Below are 18,447 nucleotides of genomic sequence, written 5' to 3'. Positions count from 1 at the left end.
CCGCCGTGAGTCGAACCAGGAACACCGCCGTCCTGCTCCTGACGGCGGTGGCCCTGCTTGCCCTGGTGGGCTGCAGCGGCAAGGAAGAGAAGCCGGACAATCCGGGCGGCGCGATCATCCGCAGCAGTCAGGACCCGAACGGGTTGCGCGGCGCGACGCTCGACCGGCCGTACTCGATGCCCGCGGCCACCCTGACCGACACCGGCGGGAACCCGTTCAACCTGGTCACCTCGACCAAGAAGCCGGTCACGCTGGTGTTCTTCGGGTACACCAACTGCCCGGACGTGTGCCCGACCGTGATGGCCGACGTGGCGTCCGCGCTGACCAAGCTCGACCAGCAGGTGCAGGACCAGATCCAGATGCTGTTCATCACCACGGACCCGGCCCGGGACACCGGGCCGGTGATCCGCAAGTACCTGGACCGGTTCGACCCGTCGTTCGTCGGGCTGACCGGCTCGCTGACGTCGATCAAGGACATCGCGAAGGCCGTCGGCGTCCCGGTGGAAGGGATGCAGAAGCTCCCCTCCGGCGGGTACGAGGTCGGTCACGGAGCGCAGGTGATCGGCTTCGGGAAGAACGACAAGGCGACCGTGCTGTGGTTGTCGAACGCCGCCATCGGCGACCTCGCGCACGACTTCGGGAAGCTGGTGGAGGCCAACCGGTGAAGCCCTGGGTGTCGCTGGTGGCACGGCTCGTGCTCGGCGGCGTGATGCTGGTGGCCGGCGCGCTGAAGGTCACCGACCCGGAGACCGCCGCCCAGGCGGTCCGGGCGTACGAGCTGCTCCCGTCGGCGCTGGTGGAGCCGGTCGGCTGGGGCCTGCCGTTCCTGGAGATCGCGATCGGGTTGCTGTTGATCGTCGGCTTCGGTGTCCGCGCGTCGGCGGTCGCGGCCGGTGTTTTCCTGGTCGTGTTCATCGCGGCGGTGTCGTCCGCCTGGGCCCGTGGCCTGTCGATCGACTGCGGCTGCTTCGGCGGCGGCGGTCAGGTCGCCCCGGGACAGACGAAGTACCTGCAGGAGATCCTCCGGGACGCCGGCCTGCTCGTGCTGGCCGGCTGGCTGTGGCTGAACCCCGTGAGCAAGTTCGCTGTCGTATCGGAACCGGACCCAGAACCGCAAGGAGTCACCGCGCCGTGAGCAAGACCAATGCCCCCGTGAATCCGCTGCTGCAGCAGCAGAAGCGCCGGATCACGCCCGGGATCATCGTGGTGATCGTCCTGGTGCTGGCGCTCGGCGCCGGTGTCGGCGTGCAGTACTACCGCGGTCACTCGAAGGTCGAGGTCAGCTCGAACGGCCGTCCCGAGCCCACCGTCGTCACCGGCCCCGGTACGTCCGGCAAGGGCGTCACGGTCGGGACGAGCGGCGCGAAGGTGAACATCGACCTGTACCTGGACTTCCGCTGCCCGCACTGCGCGGAGTTCGAGGAGAAGACCGGCGCCACGATCGACAAGCTCGTCCAGGCCGGTACGGCGACGCTGACGTACTGGCCGCTGCAGTTCGTGAACCCGGACGCCTCACCGCGGCTGGCGAACGCGTTCGCCGCGGCGGCCGCGAACGGCAAGGCGCTGAGCTTCGTCGACGAGCTGTACGGCGACTTCTCGAAGTCCTGGACCACCGACCAGCTGATCGAGCTCGGCAAGCAGCTCGGGGTCGGCGACGCGAAGTACCAGCAGGCGCTGCAGAACGACACGTACGCGAGCTGGCTGGAGTCCGTCGGCAAGGCCGCCGACGACCGGGGCGTGACCGGTACGCCGACCGTCTACGTCAACGGCAAGCAGCTGCCTGCGGACCAGTTGACCGCCGACGGCCTGCAGCAGGCCGTGGACGGGATCGCATCGTGACCCTGCGTTCCTGGCCGTGGTCTGACGGGTCGAGTAGCGTCTCTGTTTGCCATGTCTAGTCTGAGTTCCGCCGTGATGATTCCGGCGTCCATCCCCAGTCCCAGCCAGGGTGTCTGGCACCTCGGGCCGCTGCCGATCCGTGCGTACGCGCTGTGCATCCTGGCCGGCATCTTCGTCGGTTACTGGCTCGGCCGCCGGCGCTGGGTGGCGCGCGGCGGATCGGCGCCGGTGCTCGCCGACATCATGTTCTGGGCGATCCCGTTCGGGCTCGTCGGCGCGCGGATCTACCACGTGATCACCGACGCCGAGCTGTACTTCGGCCCGGGCAAGAGCCCGCTCGACGCGCTGAAGATCTGGCACGGCGGGCTGGGCATCTGGGGCGCGGTCGGCTTCGGCGCGCTCGGCGCGTGGATCGCCTGCCGGCGCGCGAAGGTGCCGTTCCTGGCGGTCGCGGACGTGATGGCGCCGGGGATCGCGCTGGCGCAGATCTTCGGCCGGTTCGGGAACTACTTCAACCAGGAGCTCTTCGGCCGGCCCACCAGCAAGCCGTGGGGCCTGGAGATCGCCTTCGACAACCGTCCCGCCGGGTACAAGGACTTCGCCACGTTCCACCCGACGTTCCTCTACGAAGCCGTCTGGAACCTCGGCGTGGTCGCGCTGGTCCTGCTCGCCGACCGCCGCTTCAAGCTCGGCCACGGCCGCGCGTTCTTCCTGTACGTCGCGGCGTACACCGCGGGCCGCGCGTGGATCGAGAACATGCGCATCGACACCGTGAACCACTTCCTCGGCCTGCGCCTGAACGTCTGGACCGCGATCATCCTGTTCGTCCTCGCCGTCATCGCCTTCATCATCAGCGCCAAGCGCTACCCCGGCCAGGAAGACATCAGCACCGGCCCCGCCGCCGGCAAGCCCACCGCAGAGGCGACCGACACCAAGCAGGACGACGCCCAGCCGAGCGAAGCGAAGGCGGACGCCGACGCGGCGCCGGATGGAGGCACGCCCGGGACCTCGACCACTGGGGAAGGGGCTGGTGATGCGCCACCCGCCTCGGCGGGGCCGGCCGGAGGGCCGGCTGCCGAGGCGACCACCGCGAGCAAGAGCGAAGGGTCTCGTGACTGAGACGCCTGACGTCTCGGCCGAGCATCACGGTGACCACACTCACCGTGATGTGAACGGCGGCTGGCTGCGTCCGGCCGTGTTCGGCGCGATGGACGGGCTGGTCTCGAACTTCGCCCTGATCGCCGGCATGGACGGCGGCACCGACTCGGGCTCGAAGTTCATCGTGCTGGCCGGCCTCGCGGGCCTCGCCGCGGGCGCGTTCTCGATGGCGGCGGGGGAGTACACCTCCGTCGCCTCCCAACGCGAACTCGCGCACGCCGAGATCGAGGTCGAACGCGCCGAGATCAAGAAACACCCGATCGACGAGGAGATCGAGCTCGCCGAGACCTACCGCGCGAAGGGCCTCGACCCGGACCTGGCCAGCAAGGTCGCCAAGCAGTTCCACGCCGACCCGGACCAGGCCCTCGAGGAGCACGTCCGCGAGGAGCTGGGCATCGACCCCGGCGACCTCCCGAACCCGGTCATCGCGGCCGCCTCGTCGTTCATCTGCTTCGCCGTCGGCGCCTTCATCCCGCTGGCGCCGTACCTGCTCGGCGCCGGCAGCGTCATCCCCGCCCTGATCCTCTCCCTGACCGCCCTGTTCGCCTGCGGCGCCATCGTCTCCCGGGTCACGAGCCGCTCCTGGTGGTACTCCGGCCTGCGCCAACTCCTCCTCGGCGGCGCCGCGGCAGCCCTGACCTACTTCGTCGGCACGCTCGTCGGCCCCGGCATCGGTTGAGTGTGGGTGAACAGCCCGCTGTAGGCGTTCAGGGCCGGCTGTCCACCCAGGTGGGCGTACAGGACGGTTGAGTCCGGGCCGATGTCGCCGCTCCGGATCAGGTCGATCAGCCCGGCCATCGACTTCCCTTCGTACACCGGATCGATGATCACGCCCTCGAGCCGGCCGGTCAGGCGGATCGCGTCGAGCGTGGACTGCACGGGGACGCCGTACTCGTCGCCGGCCCAGCCCTCGAGGACGGTGATCTCGTCGTCGCGGAGCGCGCGGCCGAGGCCGATCAGTTCGGCGGTGTTCCGGGCGATGCGTTCGACCTGGTCGCGGGTCTCCTGGAGCTTGGCGCTGGCATCGATCCCGATCACCCGGCGCGGGCGGTTCTGGCCCGCGAACCCGGCGATCATCCCGGCGTGCGTCGAGCCGGTCACCGAGCAGACCACGATCGTGTCGAAGAAGACGCCGAGCTCCTGCTCCTGCTGCTGCACCTCGTACGCCCACTGGGCGAACCCGAGCCCGCCGAGCCGGTGGTCCGAGGCGCCGGCCGGGATCGCGTACGGCGTACCGCCGCGGGCCTCGACGTCCGCGAGCGCCTGTTTCCAGCTGTCCTTGAAGCCGATCCCGAACCCGGCCGGGTCGAGCCGCACCTCGGCGCCCATGATCCGGCTGAGCAGGATGTTGCCGACCCGGTCGTTGAGCGCGTCCGGCCAGTCGACCCAGTTCTCCTGGACCAGCACGGCCTTCAACCCGACCTTGGCCGCCACTGCTGCCACCTGGCGCGTGTGGTTCGACTGGTAGCCGCCGATCGAGACCAGCGTGTCGGCGCCCTGCGCGAGGGCGTCCGGGATCAGGTACTCCAGCTTGCGCGTCTTGTTCCCGCCGTACGCGAGACCGGAGTTGCAGTCCTCGCGTTTCGCCCAGATCTTCGCCCCGCCCAGGTACGCCGACAGCCGCTCCAGCGGGTGCACCGGGCTCGGTCCGAACAGCAACGGATACCGCGGAAAATCGCTCAGCCCCATCAGGTCCTCCACTAGGCTCGGTCGGATGTTCCCTGGCGCGATCGACGTCCTTCCGGCCACCTACCTCGACCAGCTAGGCACCATCTTCGCGCGCTTCACCACCCAGGACTCCGGCAACATCTCGTACGGCGTGGAGTCCGCCGGCACCCGGTACTTCGTCAAGACCGCCGGTGATCCCGCGGACACGCAGCCGTACCTGGACTTCGACGGCCGCGTCGCCCTGCTCCGGACCGCGGCCGAGCTGGTGCGATCGGTCAGCCACCCCACGCTGCCCCGGCTGCACGCCGTGATCGAGTCACCCGCCGGGCCGCTGCTCGTGTACGACTGGCGCGACGGCGACCTGCTGCACGACCCCGTGACCCGCGAGCGTTTCCGGGCGCTGCCCGCCGCGGAGATCCTGGCCGCGCTCGACGCTCTGTACGAGCTGCACGCCGCGCTGGACGCCGCCGGGTGGGTCGAGGGGGACTTCTACGACGGCGCGATGATGTACGACTTCGCCACGCGCCGGCTGACGGTGATGGACCTGGACATGTACCACCGCGGCCCGCACCACAACACGATGGGCCGCATGTTCGGCTCCGAGCGCTTCATGGCCCCCGAGCAACTCACCCTCGGAGCCCCCGTCGACACCCGCACGACGGCGTACGTCATGGCCGCACCGCCCTGGTCCTGCTACCCGAGCCCCCACCGACCCTCCAAGCAGTACTCCTCGAAGCCACAACCACCCGCTTCCCCAACTACCAAGCCTTCCACGAGGCGTGGCTGACCGCTTCGTCGACGACCGCCGACAGCTTGGCCAACCGCTCGACGTGATCGCCGGGATCAGGCTGTCCCAGCGCCCAGGCGGCCCGCGAGACCCCGGTGTACGCCGCCACCAGCACCGCCCCGCGCCGGGCACTCCCGCTCTGACCGTCGAGGAGATCGTCCAGCGGGACTTCCGTGGCCAGGAGCAGGTAGCCGAGGTCGAAGCCGGCCGGGCCGAGACCGAACTGCTCCCAGTCGATGGCGACGACATCGGCACCGTCGCGGCCGAGCAGATTCACCGGATGAGCGTCGCCGTGGGTCGGCACCCGCGGAAGCTCGTCGAGCACCGCCAGTGCGGACTCGCGCCGCGCCCAAAGCTCCTCGATCGCGACTGACGCCAACCCGGCGCCCGACAACGCAGACCACCCGCCTCGTCCCTCCGCAGTCCGCAGGCGATCCCGCAATACGTCGCGGGCACCCCAGGCAGGCTCACCCAGGGAACAAGCTCCGAACCGCCCCAGAGCCGCAGCCAACGTCTCCGGAGCCCAGTCGACAGGCGACGTGTACGCCGTCCGCAGCGTGATGCCTTCCTCGTCCCGCTCGACGCCCAGGCAAGCAGGCGCACGAAGCCCCGCCGTACCGGCGACGACACCGGACTCGGCCACCAGCGCCTGCCGCTCCCAGAAGGCGTGATGACGATGGTCGGTCACTCCCGGAACGAGACGCTTCACCACCTGGCCGTCGGGCGTCAGCCAGACCCCACCGGTCGCCTGTCCGGTGCCGCTGGTGAGCGGTTTCCAGTCGCGAGAGGGCTGCCACGGCATAGGAACGCTCTATCAGTCTCAGCAAGTGAATTTCCGGTGTTGTGGGTGGTCGGCGGAGCGGTCGGCTGGGAAGATAGGGGGCTAGTAGTGAGCGCTTGCTTACACAGGGTTACCAGGGCGTTTCGCGGTGGACACGAAGTCCATCTGGCGGGCGTCATGAGGTAGTCTCGGGACTCCCGGCTTGGGCCAGTGTTGTCCCGCGGCCAGTTGTGTTGACCGTAGGACGACGGGAGCTCCTGAATGTTTGGTAGCCCGCCATTCCCGAGCGAGGGTCTCTACGACGGACAGCACGAGCACGACGCTTGTGGTGTTGCTTTCGTCGCGACCCTGACCGGTGAACCGAGCCACGACATCGTGGCCAAGGCATTGACCGCCCTGCGGAACCTCGAGCACCGTGGTGCGTCCGGTGCCGAACCCGATTCCGGCGACGGCGCCGGCATCCTGATCCAGGTTCCGGACGCCTTCTACCGCAAGGTGTGCGAGTTCGAGCTGCCCGCGCCGCACAGCTACGCGACCGGTATCGCGTTCCTGCCGGCCGAGGCCGACGACGCCGCGAAGGCGATCGCCCGGATCGAGGAGCTGGCGGCCGAGGAGCAGCTGACGGTGGTCGGCTGGCGGGACGTCCCGACCACGCCGGAACTGCTCGGCGCGACCGCGCGCTCGGTGATGCCGACCTTCAAGCAGCTGTTCGTGACCGCGAAGGCGGGCCGGGTGCTCGGCCTGGCGCTGGAGCGGATGGCCTTCCGGCTGCGCAAGCGCGCCGAGAAGGAGACCGAGACCTACTTCCCGTCGCTGTCCGGCCGGACCGTCACCTACAAGGGGATGCTGACCACCGACCAGCTGGACAAGTTCTTCCCCGAGCTGACCGACCCCGATCTCGCGTCGGCGATCGGCATCGTGCACAGCAGGTTCTCGACGAACACGTTCCCGTCCTGGCCGCTGGCGCACCCGTACCGGTACATCGCCCACAACGGTGAGATCAACACCGTCCAGGGCAACCGGAACTGGATGCGGGCCCGCGAGGCCCTGCTGTCCAGCGACCTGATCCCGGGCGACCTGGAGCAGCTCTACCCGATCTGTACGCCGGGCGCGTCCGACTCCGCGTCCTTCGACGAGGTCCTGGAGCTCCTGCACCTGGGCGGCCGTTCGCTGCCGCACGCGATGCTGATGATGATCCCGGAGGCCTGGGAGAACGCCGCCACGATGGACCCGCGGCGGCGCGCGTTCTACGAGTTCCACTCGACGCTGATGGAGCCGTGGGACGGCCCGGCGTCGGTGGTCTTCTCCGACGGTACGAAGGTCGGCGCGGTCCTGGACCGCAACGGCCTGCGCCCGTCGCGCTACTGGGTGACCGACGACGGCCTCGTCGTGCTCGCCTCCGAGGCCGGCGTGCTGGACATCGACCCGGCCACCGTGACCGAGAAGGGCCGTCTCGAGCCCGGCCGGATCTTCCTGGTCGACGTCGACGCGCACCGGATCATCACCGACGCCGAGGTGAAGAACGCCCTCGCCGCCGAGCACCCGTACGACGAGTGGCTGCACGCCGGCCTGATCCGCTTCGAGGACCTCCACGAGCGCGAGCACGTCGTCCACAGCCATGCCTCGGTCACCCGGCGCCAGCAGGTCTTCGGGTACACCGAGGAGGAGCTGCGCGTCATCCTGACGCCGATGGCGAAGTCCGGCGCGGAGCCGATCGGCTCGATGGGCACCGACACGCCGATCGCGGTGCTGAGCGACCGCCCGCGGCTGCTGTTCGACTACTTCGCGCAGCTGTTCGCGCAGGTCACGAACCCGCCGCTGGACGCGATCCGCGAGGAGCTGGTGACCTCGCTGTCGTCCAGCCTCGGCCCGGAGTCGAACCTGCTGAACCCGAGCCCGGCGTCCTGCCGTCAGGTGGTGATCCCGTTCCCGGTGATCACCAACGACGAGCTCGCGAAGCTCCGGCACATCAACCTCGACGGCGACATGCCGGGCCTGGCCACCACGGTCCTGCGCGGTGTGTACGACGTGGAGGGCGGCGGCGAGGCGCTGAAGGCCCGGCTCGACGAGCTGTGCGCCGAGGCGAGCGCCGCGATCAACGACGGCGCCCGCATCCTGGTGCTGTCCGACCGGCACTCGAACGCCGACAGCGCGCCGATCCCGTCGCTGCTGCTCACCGCCGCGGTGCACCACCACCTGGTCCGGGAGAAGACCCGCACCCAGGTCGGCCTGGTCGTCGAGGCCGGTGACGTCCGCGAGGTCCACCACGTCGCGCTCCTGATGGGGTACGGCGCGGCCGCGATCAACCCGTACCTGGCGCTGGAGTCCGTCGAGGACCTGTGCCGCCAGGGCACGTACCTGCCGGGCGTCGAGCCCGAGCAGGCGATCCGCAACGTGGTGAAGTCGCTCGGCAAGGGCGTCCTCAAGGTGATGTCGAAGATGGGTGTCTCGACGGTCGCGTCGTACACCGGCGCCCAGATCTTCGAGGCGACCGGCCTGTCCCCGGAGCTGGTGGACCAGTACTTCACCGGTACGTCGTCCAAGCTCGGCGGGATCGGCCTGGACACGCTCGCCGAGGAGGTCCGGCGCCGCCACCTGCGCGCGTACCCGGCCGACGGCATCCTGCCGGCGCACCGCAAGCTGGAGATCGGCGGCGAGTACCAGTGGCGCCGCGAGGGCGAGCCGCACCTGTTCGACCCGGACACGGTGTTCCGGCTGCAGCACAGCACCCGGACCGGGCGCTACGACATCTTCAAGCAGTACACGTCGAAGGTCGACGAGCAGTCCGAGCGGCTGATGACGCTGCGCGGCCTGTTCGGGTTCAAGAGCGACCGGCAGCCGATCCCGCTCGACGAGGTCGAGCCGGTCAGCGCGATCGTGAAGCGGTTCTCGACGGGTGCGATGAGCTACGGCTCGATCAGCGCCGAGGCGCACACCACGCTGGCGATCGCGATGAACCGGCTCGGCGGCAAGTCGAACACCGGTGAGGGCGGCGAGGACGCCGAGCGGCTGTACGACCCGGCGCGGCGGAGCTCGATCAAGCAGGTCGCGTCCGGCCGGTTCGGTGTCACCGCGGAGTACCTGACGAACTCCGACGACATCCAGATCAAGATGGCGCAGGGCGCGAAGCCCGGCGAGGGCGGGCAGCTGCCCGGCCCGAAGGTGTACCCGTGGGTCGCCGGCACCCGGCACTCGACGCCGGGCGTCGGCCTGATCTCGCCGCCGCCGCACCACGACATCTACTCGATCGAGGATCTGGCGCAGCTGATCCACGACCTGAAGAACGCCAACCCGGCCGCCCGCATCCACGTGAAGCTGGTGTCCGAGGTCGGGGTCGGCACGATCGCCGCGGGTGTCTCCAAGGCGCACGCGGACGTCGTCCTGATCTCCGGCCACGACGGCGGGACCGGTGCGGCGCCGCTGACCTCGCTGAAGCACGCGGGCGGTCCGTGGGAGCTCGGCCTCGCCGAGACCCAGCAGACCCTGCTGCTGAACGGGCTGCGCGACCGCATCGTCGTCCAGACCGACGGCCAGCTGAAGACCGGCCGGGACGTCGTCATCGCCGCGCTGCTCGGCGCGGAGGAGTACGGTTTCGCGACCGCGCCGCTGGTGGTGTCGGGCTGCATCATGATGCGGGTCTGTCACCTGGACACCTGCCCGGTCGGCGTCGCCACCCAGAACCCGGTGCTGCGCGAGCGGTTCTCCGGCAAGCCGGAGTTCGTGGTGAACTTCTTCGAGTTCATCGCCGAGGAGGTCCGCGAGTACCTGGCCGAGCTCGGCTTCCGCACGCTGGACGAGGCGATCGGGCACGCCGAGGTCCTCGACATCGAGCGCGCGGTCGACCACTGGAAGGCCGACGGGCTCGACCTGACGCCGATCCTGCACGTGCCGGCGCTGCCCGAGGGCGCGTCGCGGCACCGGACCATCGAGCAGAACCACGGCTTGGACAAGGCACTCGACAACGAGCTGATCCGGATCTGCCGGCCGGCGCTCGAGAACGGCGAACCGGTCCGCGCGCAGCTCGCGATCCGCAACGTCAACCGGACCGTCGGGACGATGCTCGGCCACGAGATCACCAAGCGGTACCGGGCGGCCGGGCTGGCAGACGGCACCATCGACCTGACCTTCACCGGGTCGGCCGGCAACTCGTTCGCCGCGTTCGTGCCGCGCGGGGTCACCCTGCGCCTCGAGGGCGACGCCAACGACTACGTCGGCAAGGGCCTGTCCGGCGGCCGGGTCGTGATCCGGCCGGACCGGCACGCCCGGTTCGACGCCGCCGACCAGATCATCGCCGGCAACGTGATCGCGTACGGCGCCACGTCCGGCGAGCTGTTCATCAGCGGCGGCGCCGGGCAGCGGTTCTGCGTCCGGAACTCCGGCGCGACCGCGGTCGTCGAGGCGGTCGGCGACCACGCGTGCGAGTACATGACCGGTGGGCGCGTCGTCGTGCTCGGCGCCGTCGGCCGGAACTTCGCCGCGGGCATGTCGGGCGGCGTGGCCCACGTGCTCGACCTGGACCGCGCCCTGGTGAACCCGGAGCTGGTGGACCTGCTCCCGCTCACCGAGGCCGAGTCCGACCTGTTGCAGGACCTGGTCCGGCGGCACCACGAGGAGACCGCTTCGGAACGGGCGGCCAAGCTGCTCGCCGACTGGCCCGCCGCGGCCGCCAGGTTCACCACGGTGATGCCCCGCGACTATGCCCGGGTGCTGGCGGCCAAGGCGGCCGCCGAGCGCGACGGCCTGGACGCGGACGCCACCACGCGAGCGATGATGGAGGCCATCTGATGGCTGACCCCAAGGGATTCCTGACCACCGGGCGGGAGGTCGCCGACCGGCGGCCGGTCGCCGAGCGCGTGCAGGACTGGAAAGAGGTCTACCCCGGCGGGCCCGGCAAGGCGCTGCTGCCGATCATCACCAAGCAGGCCGGCCGCTGCATGGACTGCGGCATCCCGTTCTGCCACAGCGGCTGCCCGCTGGGCAACCTGATCCCGGAGTGGAACGACCTGGTCTGGCGGGACGACTGGTCGAGCGCGATCGAGCGGTTGCACGCGACCAACAACTTCCCGGAGTTCACCGGCCGGCTCTGCCCGGCGCCGTGTGAGACCGCGTGCGTGCTGGGGATCAACCAGGACCCGGTGACGATCAAGAACGTCGAGGTCGCGATCATCGACAAGGCCTGGGAGACCGGTGACGTCAAGCCGCAGCCGCCGGAGTGGCTGACCGGCAAGACGATCGCGGTCGTCGGCTCCGGCCCGGCCGGCCTGGCCGCCGCGCAGCAGCTGACCCGCGCGGGGCACACGGTCGCGGTGTACGAGCGCGCCGACGCCCCCGGCGGCCTGCTGCGCTACGGCATCCCCGAGTTCAAGATGGAGAAGGAACAGGTCGACCGCCGGATCCAGCAGATGAAGGAGGAGGGCACCGTCTTCCGCTCCGGCGTCAACGTCGGCGTGGACGTCACCGGTACCCAGCTCAAGCAGCGGTACGACGCGGTCGTGATCGCGACCGGCGCCACCGCGGCCCGCGACCTGCCGGTGCCCGGCCGTGAGTACGGCGGCATCCACCAGGCGATGGAGTACCTGCCGCAGGCCAACCGGGTCGCGCTCGGCCGGACCGTCGAGGACCAGATCGTTGCGACCGGCAAGGACGTGGTGATCATCGGCGGCGGCGACACCGGCGCCGACTGCCTGGGGACGGCGCACCGCCAGGGGGCCCGGTCCGTCACGCAGCTGGAGATCATGCCGCGGCCCGGTGACGACCGGCCGGGGCACCAGCCGTGGCCGACGTACCCGATGATCTACCGGGTCGCCTCCGCCCACGAGGAGGGCGGCGACCGGGTGTACGCGGTCTCCACGGTGAACTTCGAGGCCGATGCCGACGGCAACGTGTCCGGGCTGAACCTGGTCGAGGTCGAGTTCAAGGACGGGAAGTTCACCCCGGTCGAGGGCTCGGAGCGGACCATCCCGGCGCAGCTGGTGCTGCTCGCGATGGGCTTCGTCGGCCCCGAGCGCGAGGGCTTCCTCGAGCAGCTCGGCGTCGAGCTCGACGAGCGCGGCAACGTGAAGCGGGACAAGAACTACCACACGTCGGTCGAGGGCGTCTTCGCCTGCGGTGACGCCGGCCGCGGCCAGTCGCTGATCGTCTGGGCGATCGCCGAGGGCCGCTCGTGCGCCAACGGGGTCGACACCCTCCTCACCGGCTCGTCCACCCTGCCCACCCCGATCCCGCCGACCGCCCGCCCGCTGGCGGTCTGACCGAGCGCCACCCCGGGGCATCCGCCAGTGACGAATCGCCGTCGGGCGTGGTCGGTGGATGCTCCGGGTGGTGGGTCTCGATAGGTTGGGAGTGTGGCAACGCGCCTGGTGACGAAGGCCCGGCTCCGCGCGATCGCGCCGTGGGCCACCCTCGTCGTGCTCTGGCTGCTCACCTCGGTCACGATCGGCATGGTCGCGTTCGCCAACGACTCCGAGCGCGTCACCATCGGTGCCCACGCGGCGACCGTCTCGCCGACGTTCGACGGGCACGCGACAGTCGACCTCGGCGCCGTACTGCCGCGGCTGCGGATCGCCAGCGACAACCCGCTGGGGCTCGGCGTCAACGTCGACATCCAGGAGACCGACGCCGCGAACCTCACCGACCTGATCAACCGGGACGCCCTGATCGCCGCCCAGCCCGACGGTGAGATCGGGCGGATCCAGCAGGTCGTCCAGGAGATGGCCGTCGACGACGCGCTCGCCGGGGCCGGCTCCGGCCTGCTGGTGGTCGTCGTCGTGACGACCGTCTGGGCGATGATCGGCGTCCGCCGCCGCCGCGAGCTGTGGCACCTCGTGCACCGCCACGAGCGCCGGCTCGAGCACCGGGCGATCGTCGTCCTGGTCGCGATGCTGATCACCATCGCCTCGATCTTCGGCCCGGGACGGATGCGGCCCGTCGACGTACCGCCGACCGAGTGGAAGCCGCTCGCCGAGCTGCTGCCGGAGATCCCGCTCGACGAGCAGTTGCAGGGCGTCGAGGTCGCCTCCGGGTTCTCCACCACGGGCGGCGTCGGGGTGATCCGGACGGCGGTCGAGACGTACCAGCGGTCGTCCCGGTTCTACGGCCGGCTCAAGGACTCGGTGGCTGATGTCGCGAGCCAGATCCACCAGCCCGCCGAAGGGCAGAAGGTCGCGCTGCAGGTCAACGACCGGCACGACAACATCGGGATCGACGGCTTCGCGGCCGAGGTGGCGAAGGTCGGCGGGGCGAAGATCCTCATCGACGCCGGTGACGACACGTCGTCGGGGCAGGGCTGGGAGGTCTTCAGCATCCACTCGCTGCGGCAGCACTTCAAGGACCTCAAGGTGGTCGCGGTGGCCGGCAACCACGACGCCGGCGGCCACATCGAGGACGCCATGCGCAAGAACGGCTTCACGGTGCTGGACAGCAAGCCGGTCGAGGTGGAGGGGATCCGGTTCCTCGGCGACAGCGATCCGACCAAGACCGGTCTCGGGAGCGCTGACAGCCCCGGCGACGAGACCATCGAGCACCAGTCCGAGCGACTCGCCGACGTCGCCTGCGAGCAGCCCGAGAACAAGCGGATCTCGACGTTCGTGGTCCACGACCCGGCGTCGGGCGCCGACACGGCTGCCCGCGGGTGCGCGCGGCTCGTCCTGTCCGGTCACCTGCACCGCCAGGTGGGGCCGGAGAGCCGGGTGGTCGACGGGCGGTCGGTGACGACGTACACCAACGGCACGACCGGGGGAGCGGCGTACGCCTTCGCGCTGGGGTACACGCTGCGCCGGCCCGGGCAGGTCACGCTGATCACCTACGACAAGGAAGGGCAGCCGATCGGCCTGCAGAGCGTCACCGCCGAGCTGACCGGGGCCATCACGGTCGGGGCCTACACCCCCTTGCCTTCTTGACGATTCAGGCGCTTCGTCAGGCGCTGTCCCCGATTGTCTTCTACTGTTAACTGTCCAGTAACGGGGGCGGACCAGCAGGCCCAGTGGTTTGCAGGAGTAGGGTTTTGTGACGTGCGTCGCGCAAAGATCGTTTGTACGCTCGGCCCGGCTACGGCCGCCCCGGAGCGCATCACAGAACTCGTCCAAGCAGGCATGGACGTCGCAAGGCTCAACCTGAGCCATGGTGCCCATGCCGAGCATGAGCGCATCTACCAGCGGATCCGCACCGCCGCGGCGGAGACCGGGAGCAACGTCGGCATCCTGGTCGACCTGCAGGGCCCGAAGATCCGGCTGGCCGAGTTCGCCGAGGGGAAGGCAACGCTCACCTACGGCGAGCGCTTCACGATCACCACCCGGGAGGTGCCGGGCGACCAGACCATCTGCGGTACGACGTACGACGGCCTGCCGGGTGACGTGAAGCCGGGTGACCAGCTGCTGATCGACGACGGCCGGATCGCCCTGGTCGCCGAGGAGGTCACCGAGACCGACGTGGTCTGCCGGGTGACCGTCGGCGGGCCGGTCTCCAACCACAAGGGCATCAACCTGCCCGGCGTCTCGGTCAGCGTGCCCGCACTGTCCGAGAAGGACGCCGAGGACCTGCGCTGGGCGCTGCACCTGCCGGCCGACATGATCGCGCTGTCGTTCGTCCGGGACGCGGCCGACATCCAGCTGGTGCACAAGATCATGGACGAGGAGGGTCTGCGGATCCCGGTCGTCGCGAAGATCGAGAAGCCGCAGGCGGTCGCCAACCTCGACGAGATCATCGAGGCCTTCGACGGGTTCATGGTGGCCCGCGGCGACCTCGGCGTGGAGCTCCCGCTCGAGGACGTCCCGCTGGTGCAGAAGCTGATCATCGACCAGGCCCGCCTGAACGCGAAGCCGGTGATCGTCGCCACCCAGATGCTGGAGTCGATGATCTCCGCGCCGCGGCCGACCCGGGCCGAGGCGTCCGACGTCGCCAACGCCGTCCTCGACGGCGCCGACGCGGTCATGCTGTCCGGCGAGACCAGCGTCGGGCGGTTCCCGATCGAGACCGTCAAGACGATGGCCCGGATCGTCGAGGCCACCGAGGAGCAGGGCCTCAGCCGGGTCCACGAGATCGACTGGGAGCCGAAGACCAAGGGCGGCGTGATCGCCCGCGCGGCCGCGGACGTCGCGGAGCGGCTGGACGCGAAGTACCTGATCGCGTTCACCCAGTCCGGCGACACCGCGCTGCGGCTGGCCCGGTACCGCACCGAGGTCCCGCTGCTCGCCTTCACCCCCGTCCCGTCGGTCAGCTCCTGGCTGAGCGTGGTCTGGGGTATCGAGACCCACATCGTCCCGACCGTCGACCACACCGACGAGATGGTCCGCCAGGTCGACCAGCGCCTCCTCGAACTCGGCAAACTCAGCAAGGGCGACCTGGTAGTCATCGTCGCCGGCTCCCCACCCAGCATCCCCGGCTCCACCAACGCCCTCCGAGTCCACCGCATGGGCGACGCCATCGAAGGCATCGCCCCCGCCTACCGAAGCCCCAACCCGTAACCACCGGAGCACGGGCAGGACGGGTAGCAAGACAAAGAAGAGCACTTAGAGATGTGCTTGAGGCGGCCGGTCACTGACCGTCCGCCTCAACCACGTTCGAGGCAAAGAAAAGATTCGGGATGTGGCTGGGGCCGGCGGGTGGCTGAGGGTCGGCCGTCGGGAAGGAAGAGATTGAGGGGTGTGGTCGAGGCGGGTGGCGGGGTGGTGGTCCGCGTCGGTCATGTTCAGGGCGAAGAACAGATTTGGGGAGTGGCTGCGGCCGGCGGGTAGCTGACGGTCGGCCGTCGGGTGCCCTTGCCGAAGGGCTTGGCGGCGGCCGTGTCCCGCTGGCTTCAGCGCAGACCGAACCGTCGTCGTGGTTTCGAGCTGCTGGTTATGACTTTGGGCCGATGAAGGTGTCTAGGGTGGCGACGGCCTCGTGGCGGGCTACGGAGAGGGCGTTGGGGCGGGGCATGCGCCAGGGGATGGTGAGGCGGTCGAGGGTCTGCTGGCAGATGCGCATGATGTCGGGGGACTCATTGGAGAACATGTAGCGCGGGTACTCGTAGCGCTAAAGTCGGCTGGCGACTGGCCGGGTAGTCCAGTTGCTGACCTGGCGGCCGTCGGAGTTGAAGCGGCTGCGGAGGAAGAGCTCGGGGTGCTCGGCAACGATCTTCTGCTGCCAGCTGGCCAGCGCGATGGTATGCCTGTGTTTCAAACCCGGTCGGTGCTTCGGGACGGACACGGCCAGTGCTTCCAGTACGAAACAACCGACGTACACCCAACCGCCGGTACCCGATGCACTGGCCGACTTGGACGAACGGCACGTACGGCGCGGACAGACAGCCGTGGCCCAGGTAGAAGGCGGAAGGTGCTCGTACGGCGCCAGCGAGAGCGTCCAGCCTCCACGACGCGTACCCGTGACGATCCCTGCTCCCGCAGCGCCGCCCGGGTCATTCCGAGCCGCCGCCTGACCGAGCTCAGACTCTCGCCCGCCGTGCCTGCCCGAAGCTCGGGCTCCCTGGCCCGCTTGTCGTGCACAGCACGAGCTTCCGGTGGGCCACCGACGGATTCGTCGACCGCCGTGTGGCGCGGGTGGGGCCGAAACGCATCAGGCCGCAGAGGGGTTACAGTATTCCCTGCAACCAGAGCCGGGTTGGTGGAATGGCAGACACGACGGACTCAAAATCCGTTGCTCGCAAGGGCGTGTGGGTTCGAATCCCACACCCGGCACAAATTGTCGGTGGCTTTCGGGACCCTGTGGCATGGGTCACTTCAGGTCGCGGGAGACGGTTGAGTCGGCGTTGCGGATGTCCGATGACGGCGTGCCGGATCGCGTCAATGCCGAGATCCATGGAGTTGCCGTACGGACGATCAGGACCTGGCGTCGTCGGTACCAGAAGGAAGGTCGCACGCGGACCGGTGGCGGCTATCCGGCGACGCCCTGCCCACGGTGCGACGGTGCCGAGTTGGATGAGGCGGCGTATGCGCTGCTTCTCGGGTGGTATCTGGGGGACGGCTCCATCGCGAAGGCGAGGCGTGGTGTGTTCACGCTGCAGATCGTCAATGACGCGCGGTATGCCGAGCTGAATCAGGAGATCGCGGAGACCGTCAAGCGGGTCAAGCCGAACGCCAGTCCGTGTCTGCGGGGCGGGGGCGGCGCGATTCGGGTCGAGGCGCGGTGGAAGCACTGGCCTTGTGTGTTTCCGCAGCACGGACCAGGGCGGAAGCATTTGCGGAAGATCGAGCTGGAGGGTTGGCAGCGGGAGATTGTTGCCGAGTACCCCGAACAGTTGGTGCGTGGGCTGTTCCACTCGGACGGGTGCCGGTTCGTGAACTGGGCGAGTAAGCCGGACGGCAAGCGGTACTACTACGTGCGGTACATGTTCTCCAACGAGTCCGGGGACATCCGGAAGATACTGACCGACGCGCTCGATCAGTTGGGGATCAAGTGGCGGCAACCGCGACGGAACGCGATCGCGGTGAGCCGGAAGGAAGCGGTTGCCGTGTTGGACGGGTTCGTGGGGCCGAAGTCGTGAGGGGGGATCGATAAGGTGTCGGGTGTGACTGCTAAGCGTGTGGTGATCGCTGAGGACGAGGCTCTGATTCGGATGGATCTGGCTGAGATGCTCGCGGAAGAGGGGTATGACGTCGTCGGGCAGGCGGGGGACGGCGAGGAGGCGATTCGGCTGGCGATCGAGCAGCGGCCGGATCTGGTGATCCTCGACGTGAAGATGCCGAAGCTGGACGGGCTGAGTGCGGCGGAGAAGATCGCGGGGGAGCGGATCGCGCCGGTGCTGATGCTGACCGCGTTCTCGCAGCGGGAGCTGGTCGAGCGGGCCCGGGACGCGGGCGCGATGGCGTACCTGGTGAAGCCGTTCTCCAAGGCCGACCTGCTGCCCGCGATCGAGATCGCCGCGTCCCGGTACGTCGAACTCGCCGAGCTGGAGCGGGAGGTCGCGGACCTGGCTGAGCGGCTCGAGACCCGCAAGCTGGTGGACCGCGCGAAGTCGATCCTGCAGACCAAGTTCGGGCTGTCCGAGCCGGACTCGTTCCGGTGGATCCAGAAGACCGCGATGGACAAGCGGGTCTCGATGCGGCAGGTCGCCGAGCTGGTCGTCAACGAGGCCGGCGATTCCTGATCGGGCAGCCACCGCTGCCGTCCGGTGAGGAAGTTACGGAACCTGTCTACGTTTCCGGCGTGTCGTAACGTCTGGTGAACGTCGGCGGGCATTGGTGACGAACCGTGGCGGCCGTCTCGGTCGCCGAGAGCG

14 protein-coding genes and 1 tRNA gene are annotated in these 18,447 nt (G+C 69.4%); 13 read left to right on the top strand and 2 right to left on the bottom strand.

All coding sequences use genetic code 11. The features are described from left to right. Positions 1-5 precede the first annotated feature (5 nt). From ABZW60_RS22705 to ABZW60_RS22685, 5 genes are read left to right on the top strand one after another with little or no spacing between them, the layout of a single operon-like run. On the top strand, positions 6-665 hold the full coding sequence (locus tag ABZW60_RS22705) for an SCO family protein (protein WP_355479774.1): 660 nt from the start codon (positions 6-8) through the stop codon (positions 663-665). After that, entirely contained in the window at positions 662-1,135 is a 474-nt protein-coding gene (locus ABZW60_RS22700) for a MauE/DoxX family redox-associated membrane protein (protein WP_355479773.1), read from the top strand. Before ABZW60_RS22705 ends, ABZW60_RS22700 begins: the two co-directional genes overlap by 4 nt. Then, positions 1,132-1,839 (top strand): thioredoxin domain-containing protein, encoded by a 708-nt coding sequence (locus tag ABZW60_RS22695; protein ID WP_355479771.1) that lies wholly within the window; start codon positions 1,132-1,134, stop codon positions 1,837-1,839. The genes ABZW60_RS22700 and ABZW60_RS22695 overlap by 4 nt, the downstream gene beginning before the upstream one ends. 51 nt (positions 1,840-1,890) lie before the next feature. Continuing rightward, positions 1,891-2,958 (top strand): prolipoprotein diacylglyceryl transferase, encoded by a 1,068-nt coding sequence (gene lgt / locus ABZW60_RS22690; protein WP_355479769.1) that lies wholly within the window; start codon positions 1,891-1,893, stop codon positions 2,956-2,958. Beyond that, positions 2,951-3,676, top strand: a complete 726-nt coding sequence (locus ABZW60_RS22685; RefSeq protein ID WP_355479768.1) for a VIT1/CCC1 transporter family protein — start codon at positions 2,951-2,953, stop codon at positions 3,674-3,676. Before lgt ends, ABZW60_RS22685 begins: the two co-directional genes overlap by 8 nt. On the opposite strand, the gene ABZW60_RS22680 is transcribed toward ABZW60_RS22685, so the two are convergent. Then, on the bottom strand, positions 3,637-4,686 hold the full coding sequence (locus ABZW60_RS22680; RefSeq protein WP_355479766.1) for a 1-aminocyclopropane-1-carboxylate deaminase: 1,050 nt from the start codon (positions 4,684-4,686) through the stop codon (positions 3,637-3,639). The genes ABZW60_RS22685 and ABZW60_RS22680 overlap by 40 nt on opposite strands. A gap of 25 nt (positions 4,687-4,711) precedes the next feature. On the opposite strand from ABZW60_RS22680, the gene ABZW60_RS22675 reads away from it, so the two are divergent. Continuing rightward, complete coding sequence (locus tag ABZW60_RS22675; RefSeq protein WP_355479764.1) at positions 4,712-5,452, top strand: hypothetical protein; 741 nt, start codon at positions 4,712-4,714, stop codon at positions 5,450-5,452. Here ABZW60_RS22675 and ABZW60_RS22670 read toward each other — a convergent pair. Further along, positions 5,424-6,254 (bottom strand): aminoglycoside phosphotransferase family protein, encoded by an 831-nt coding sequence (locus tag ABZW60_RS22670; protein ID WP_355479763.1) that lies wholly within the window; start codon positions 6,252-6,254, stop codon positions 5,424-5,426. The genes ABZW60_RS22675 and ABZW60_RS22670 overlap by 29 nt on opposite strands. A 240-nt stretch (positions 6,255-6,494) precedes the next feature. Between ABZW60_RS22670 and gltB the strand changes: the two genes are divergently transcribed. The 7 genes from gltB to ABZW60_RS22635 all read left to right on the top strand — a co-directional run bounded on the left by gltB (position 6,495) and on the right by ABZW60_RS22635 (position 18,315). After that, entirely contained in the window at positions 6,495-11,018 is a 4,524-nt protein-coding gene (gene gltB / locus ABZW60_RS22665) for a glutamate synthase large subunit (protein WP_355479761.1), read from the top strand. Continuing rightward, the gene (locus ABZW60_RS22660; RefSeq protein ID WP_355479759.1) at positions 11,018-12,484 is read left to right on the top strand and encodes a glutamate synthase subunit beta; all 1,467 of its coding nucleotides are present in this window, start codon (positions 11,018-11,020) and stop codon (positions 12,482-12,484) included. Before gltB ends, ABZW60_RS22660 begins: the two co-directional genes overlap by 1 nt. A gap of 93 nt (positions 12,485-12,577) precedes the next feature. After that, positions 12,578-14,131: a metallophosphoesterase gene (locus ABZW60_RS22655; protein WP_355479758.1), complete on the top strand. Its 1,554-nt coding sequence runs from the start codon at positions 12,578-12,580 to the stop codon at positions 14,129-14,131. A gap of 111 nt (positions 14,132-14,242) precedes the next feature. Then, positions 14,243-15,694: a pyruvate kinase gene (gene pyk / locus ABZW60_RS22650; protein ID WP_355479756.1), complete on the top strand. Its 1,452-nt coding sequence runs from the start codon at positions 14,243-14,245 to the stop codon at positions 15,692-15,694. A 1,129-nt stretch (positions 15,695-16,823) separates the two neighbouring features. After that, a tRNA-Leu gene (locus tag ABZW60_RS22645) sits at positions 16,824-16,906 on the top strand. A gap of 32 nt (positions 16,907-16,938) precedes the next feature. Then, positions 16,939-17,712, top strand: coding sequence for a helix-turn-helix domain-containing protein (locus ABZW60_RS22640; protein WP_355479754.1), 774 nt, complete (start codon positions 16,939-16,941; stop codon positions 17,710-17,712). Positions 17,713-17,727: 15 nt separating this feature from the next. Further along, positions 17,728-18,315 carry a response regulator gene (locus ABZW60_RS22635; protein WP_344197031.1) on the top strand — a complete coding sequence of 196 codons (588 nt, stop codon included), beginning with the start codon at positions 17,728-17,730 and terminating at the stop codon, positions 18,313-18,315. The last annotated feature ends 132 nt before the right edge of the window (positions 18,316-18,447 follow it).

The organism is Kribbella sp. NPDC003557 (assembly GCF_040610805.1).
In the GTDB taxonomy this organism is placed as follows: Bacteria; Actinomycetota; Actinomycetes; order Propionibacteriales; family Kribbellaceae; genus Kribbella.
This window is presented reverse-complemented; position numbering and strand designations above follow the sequence as displayed.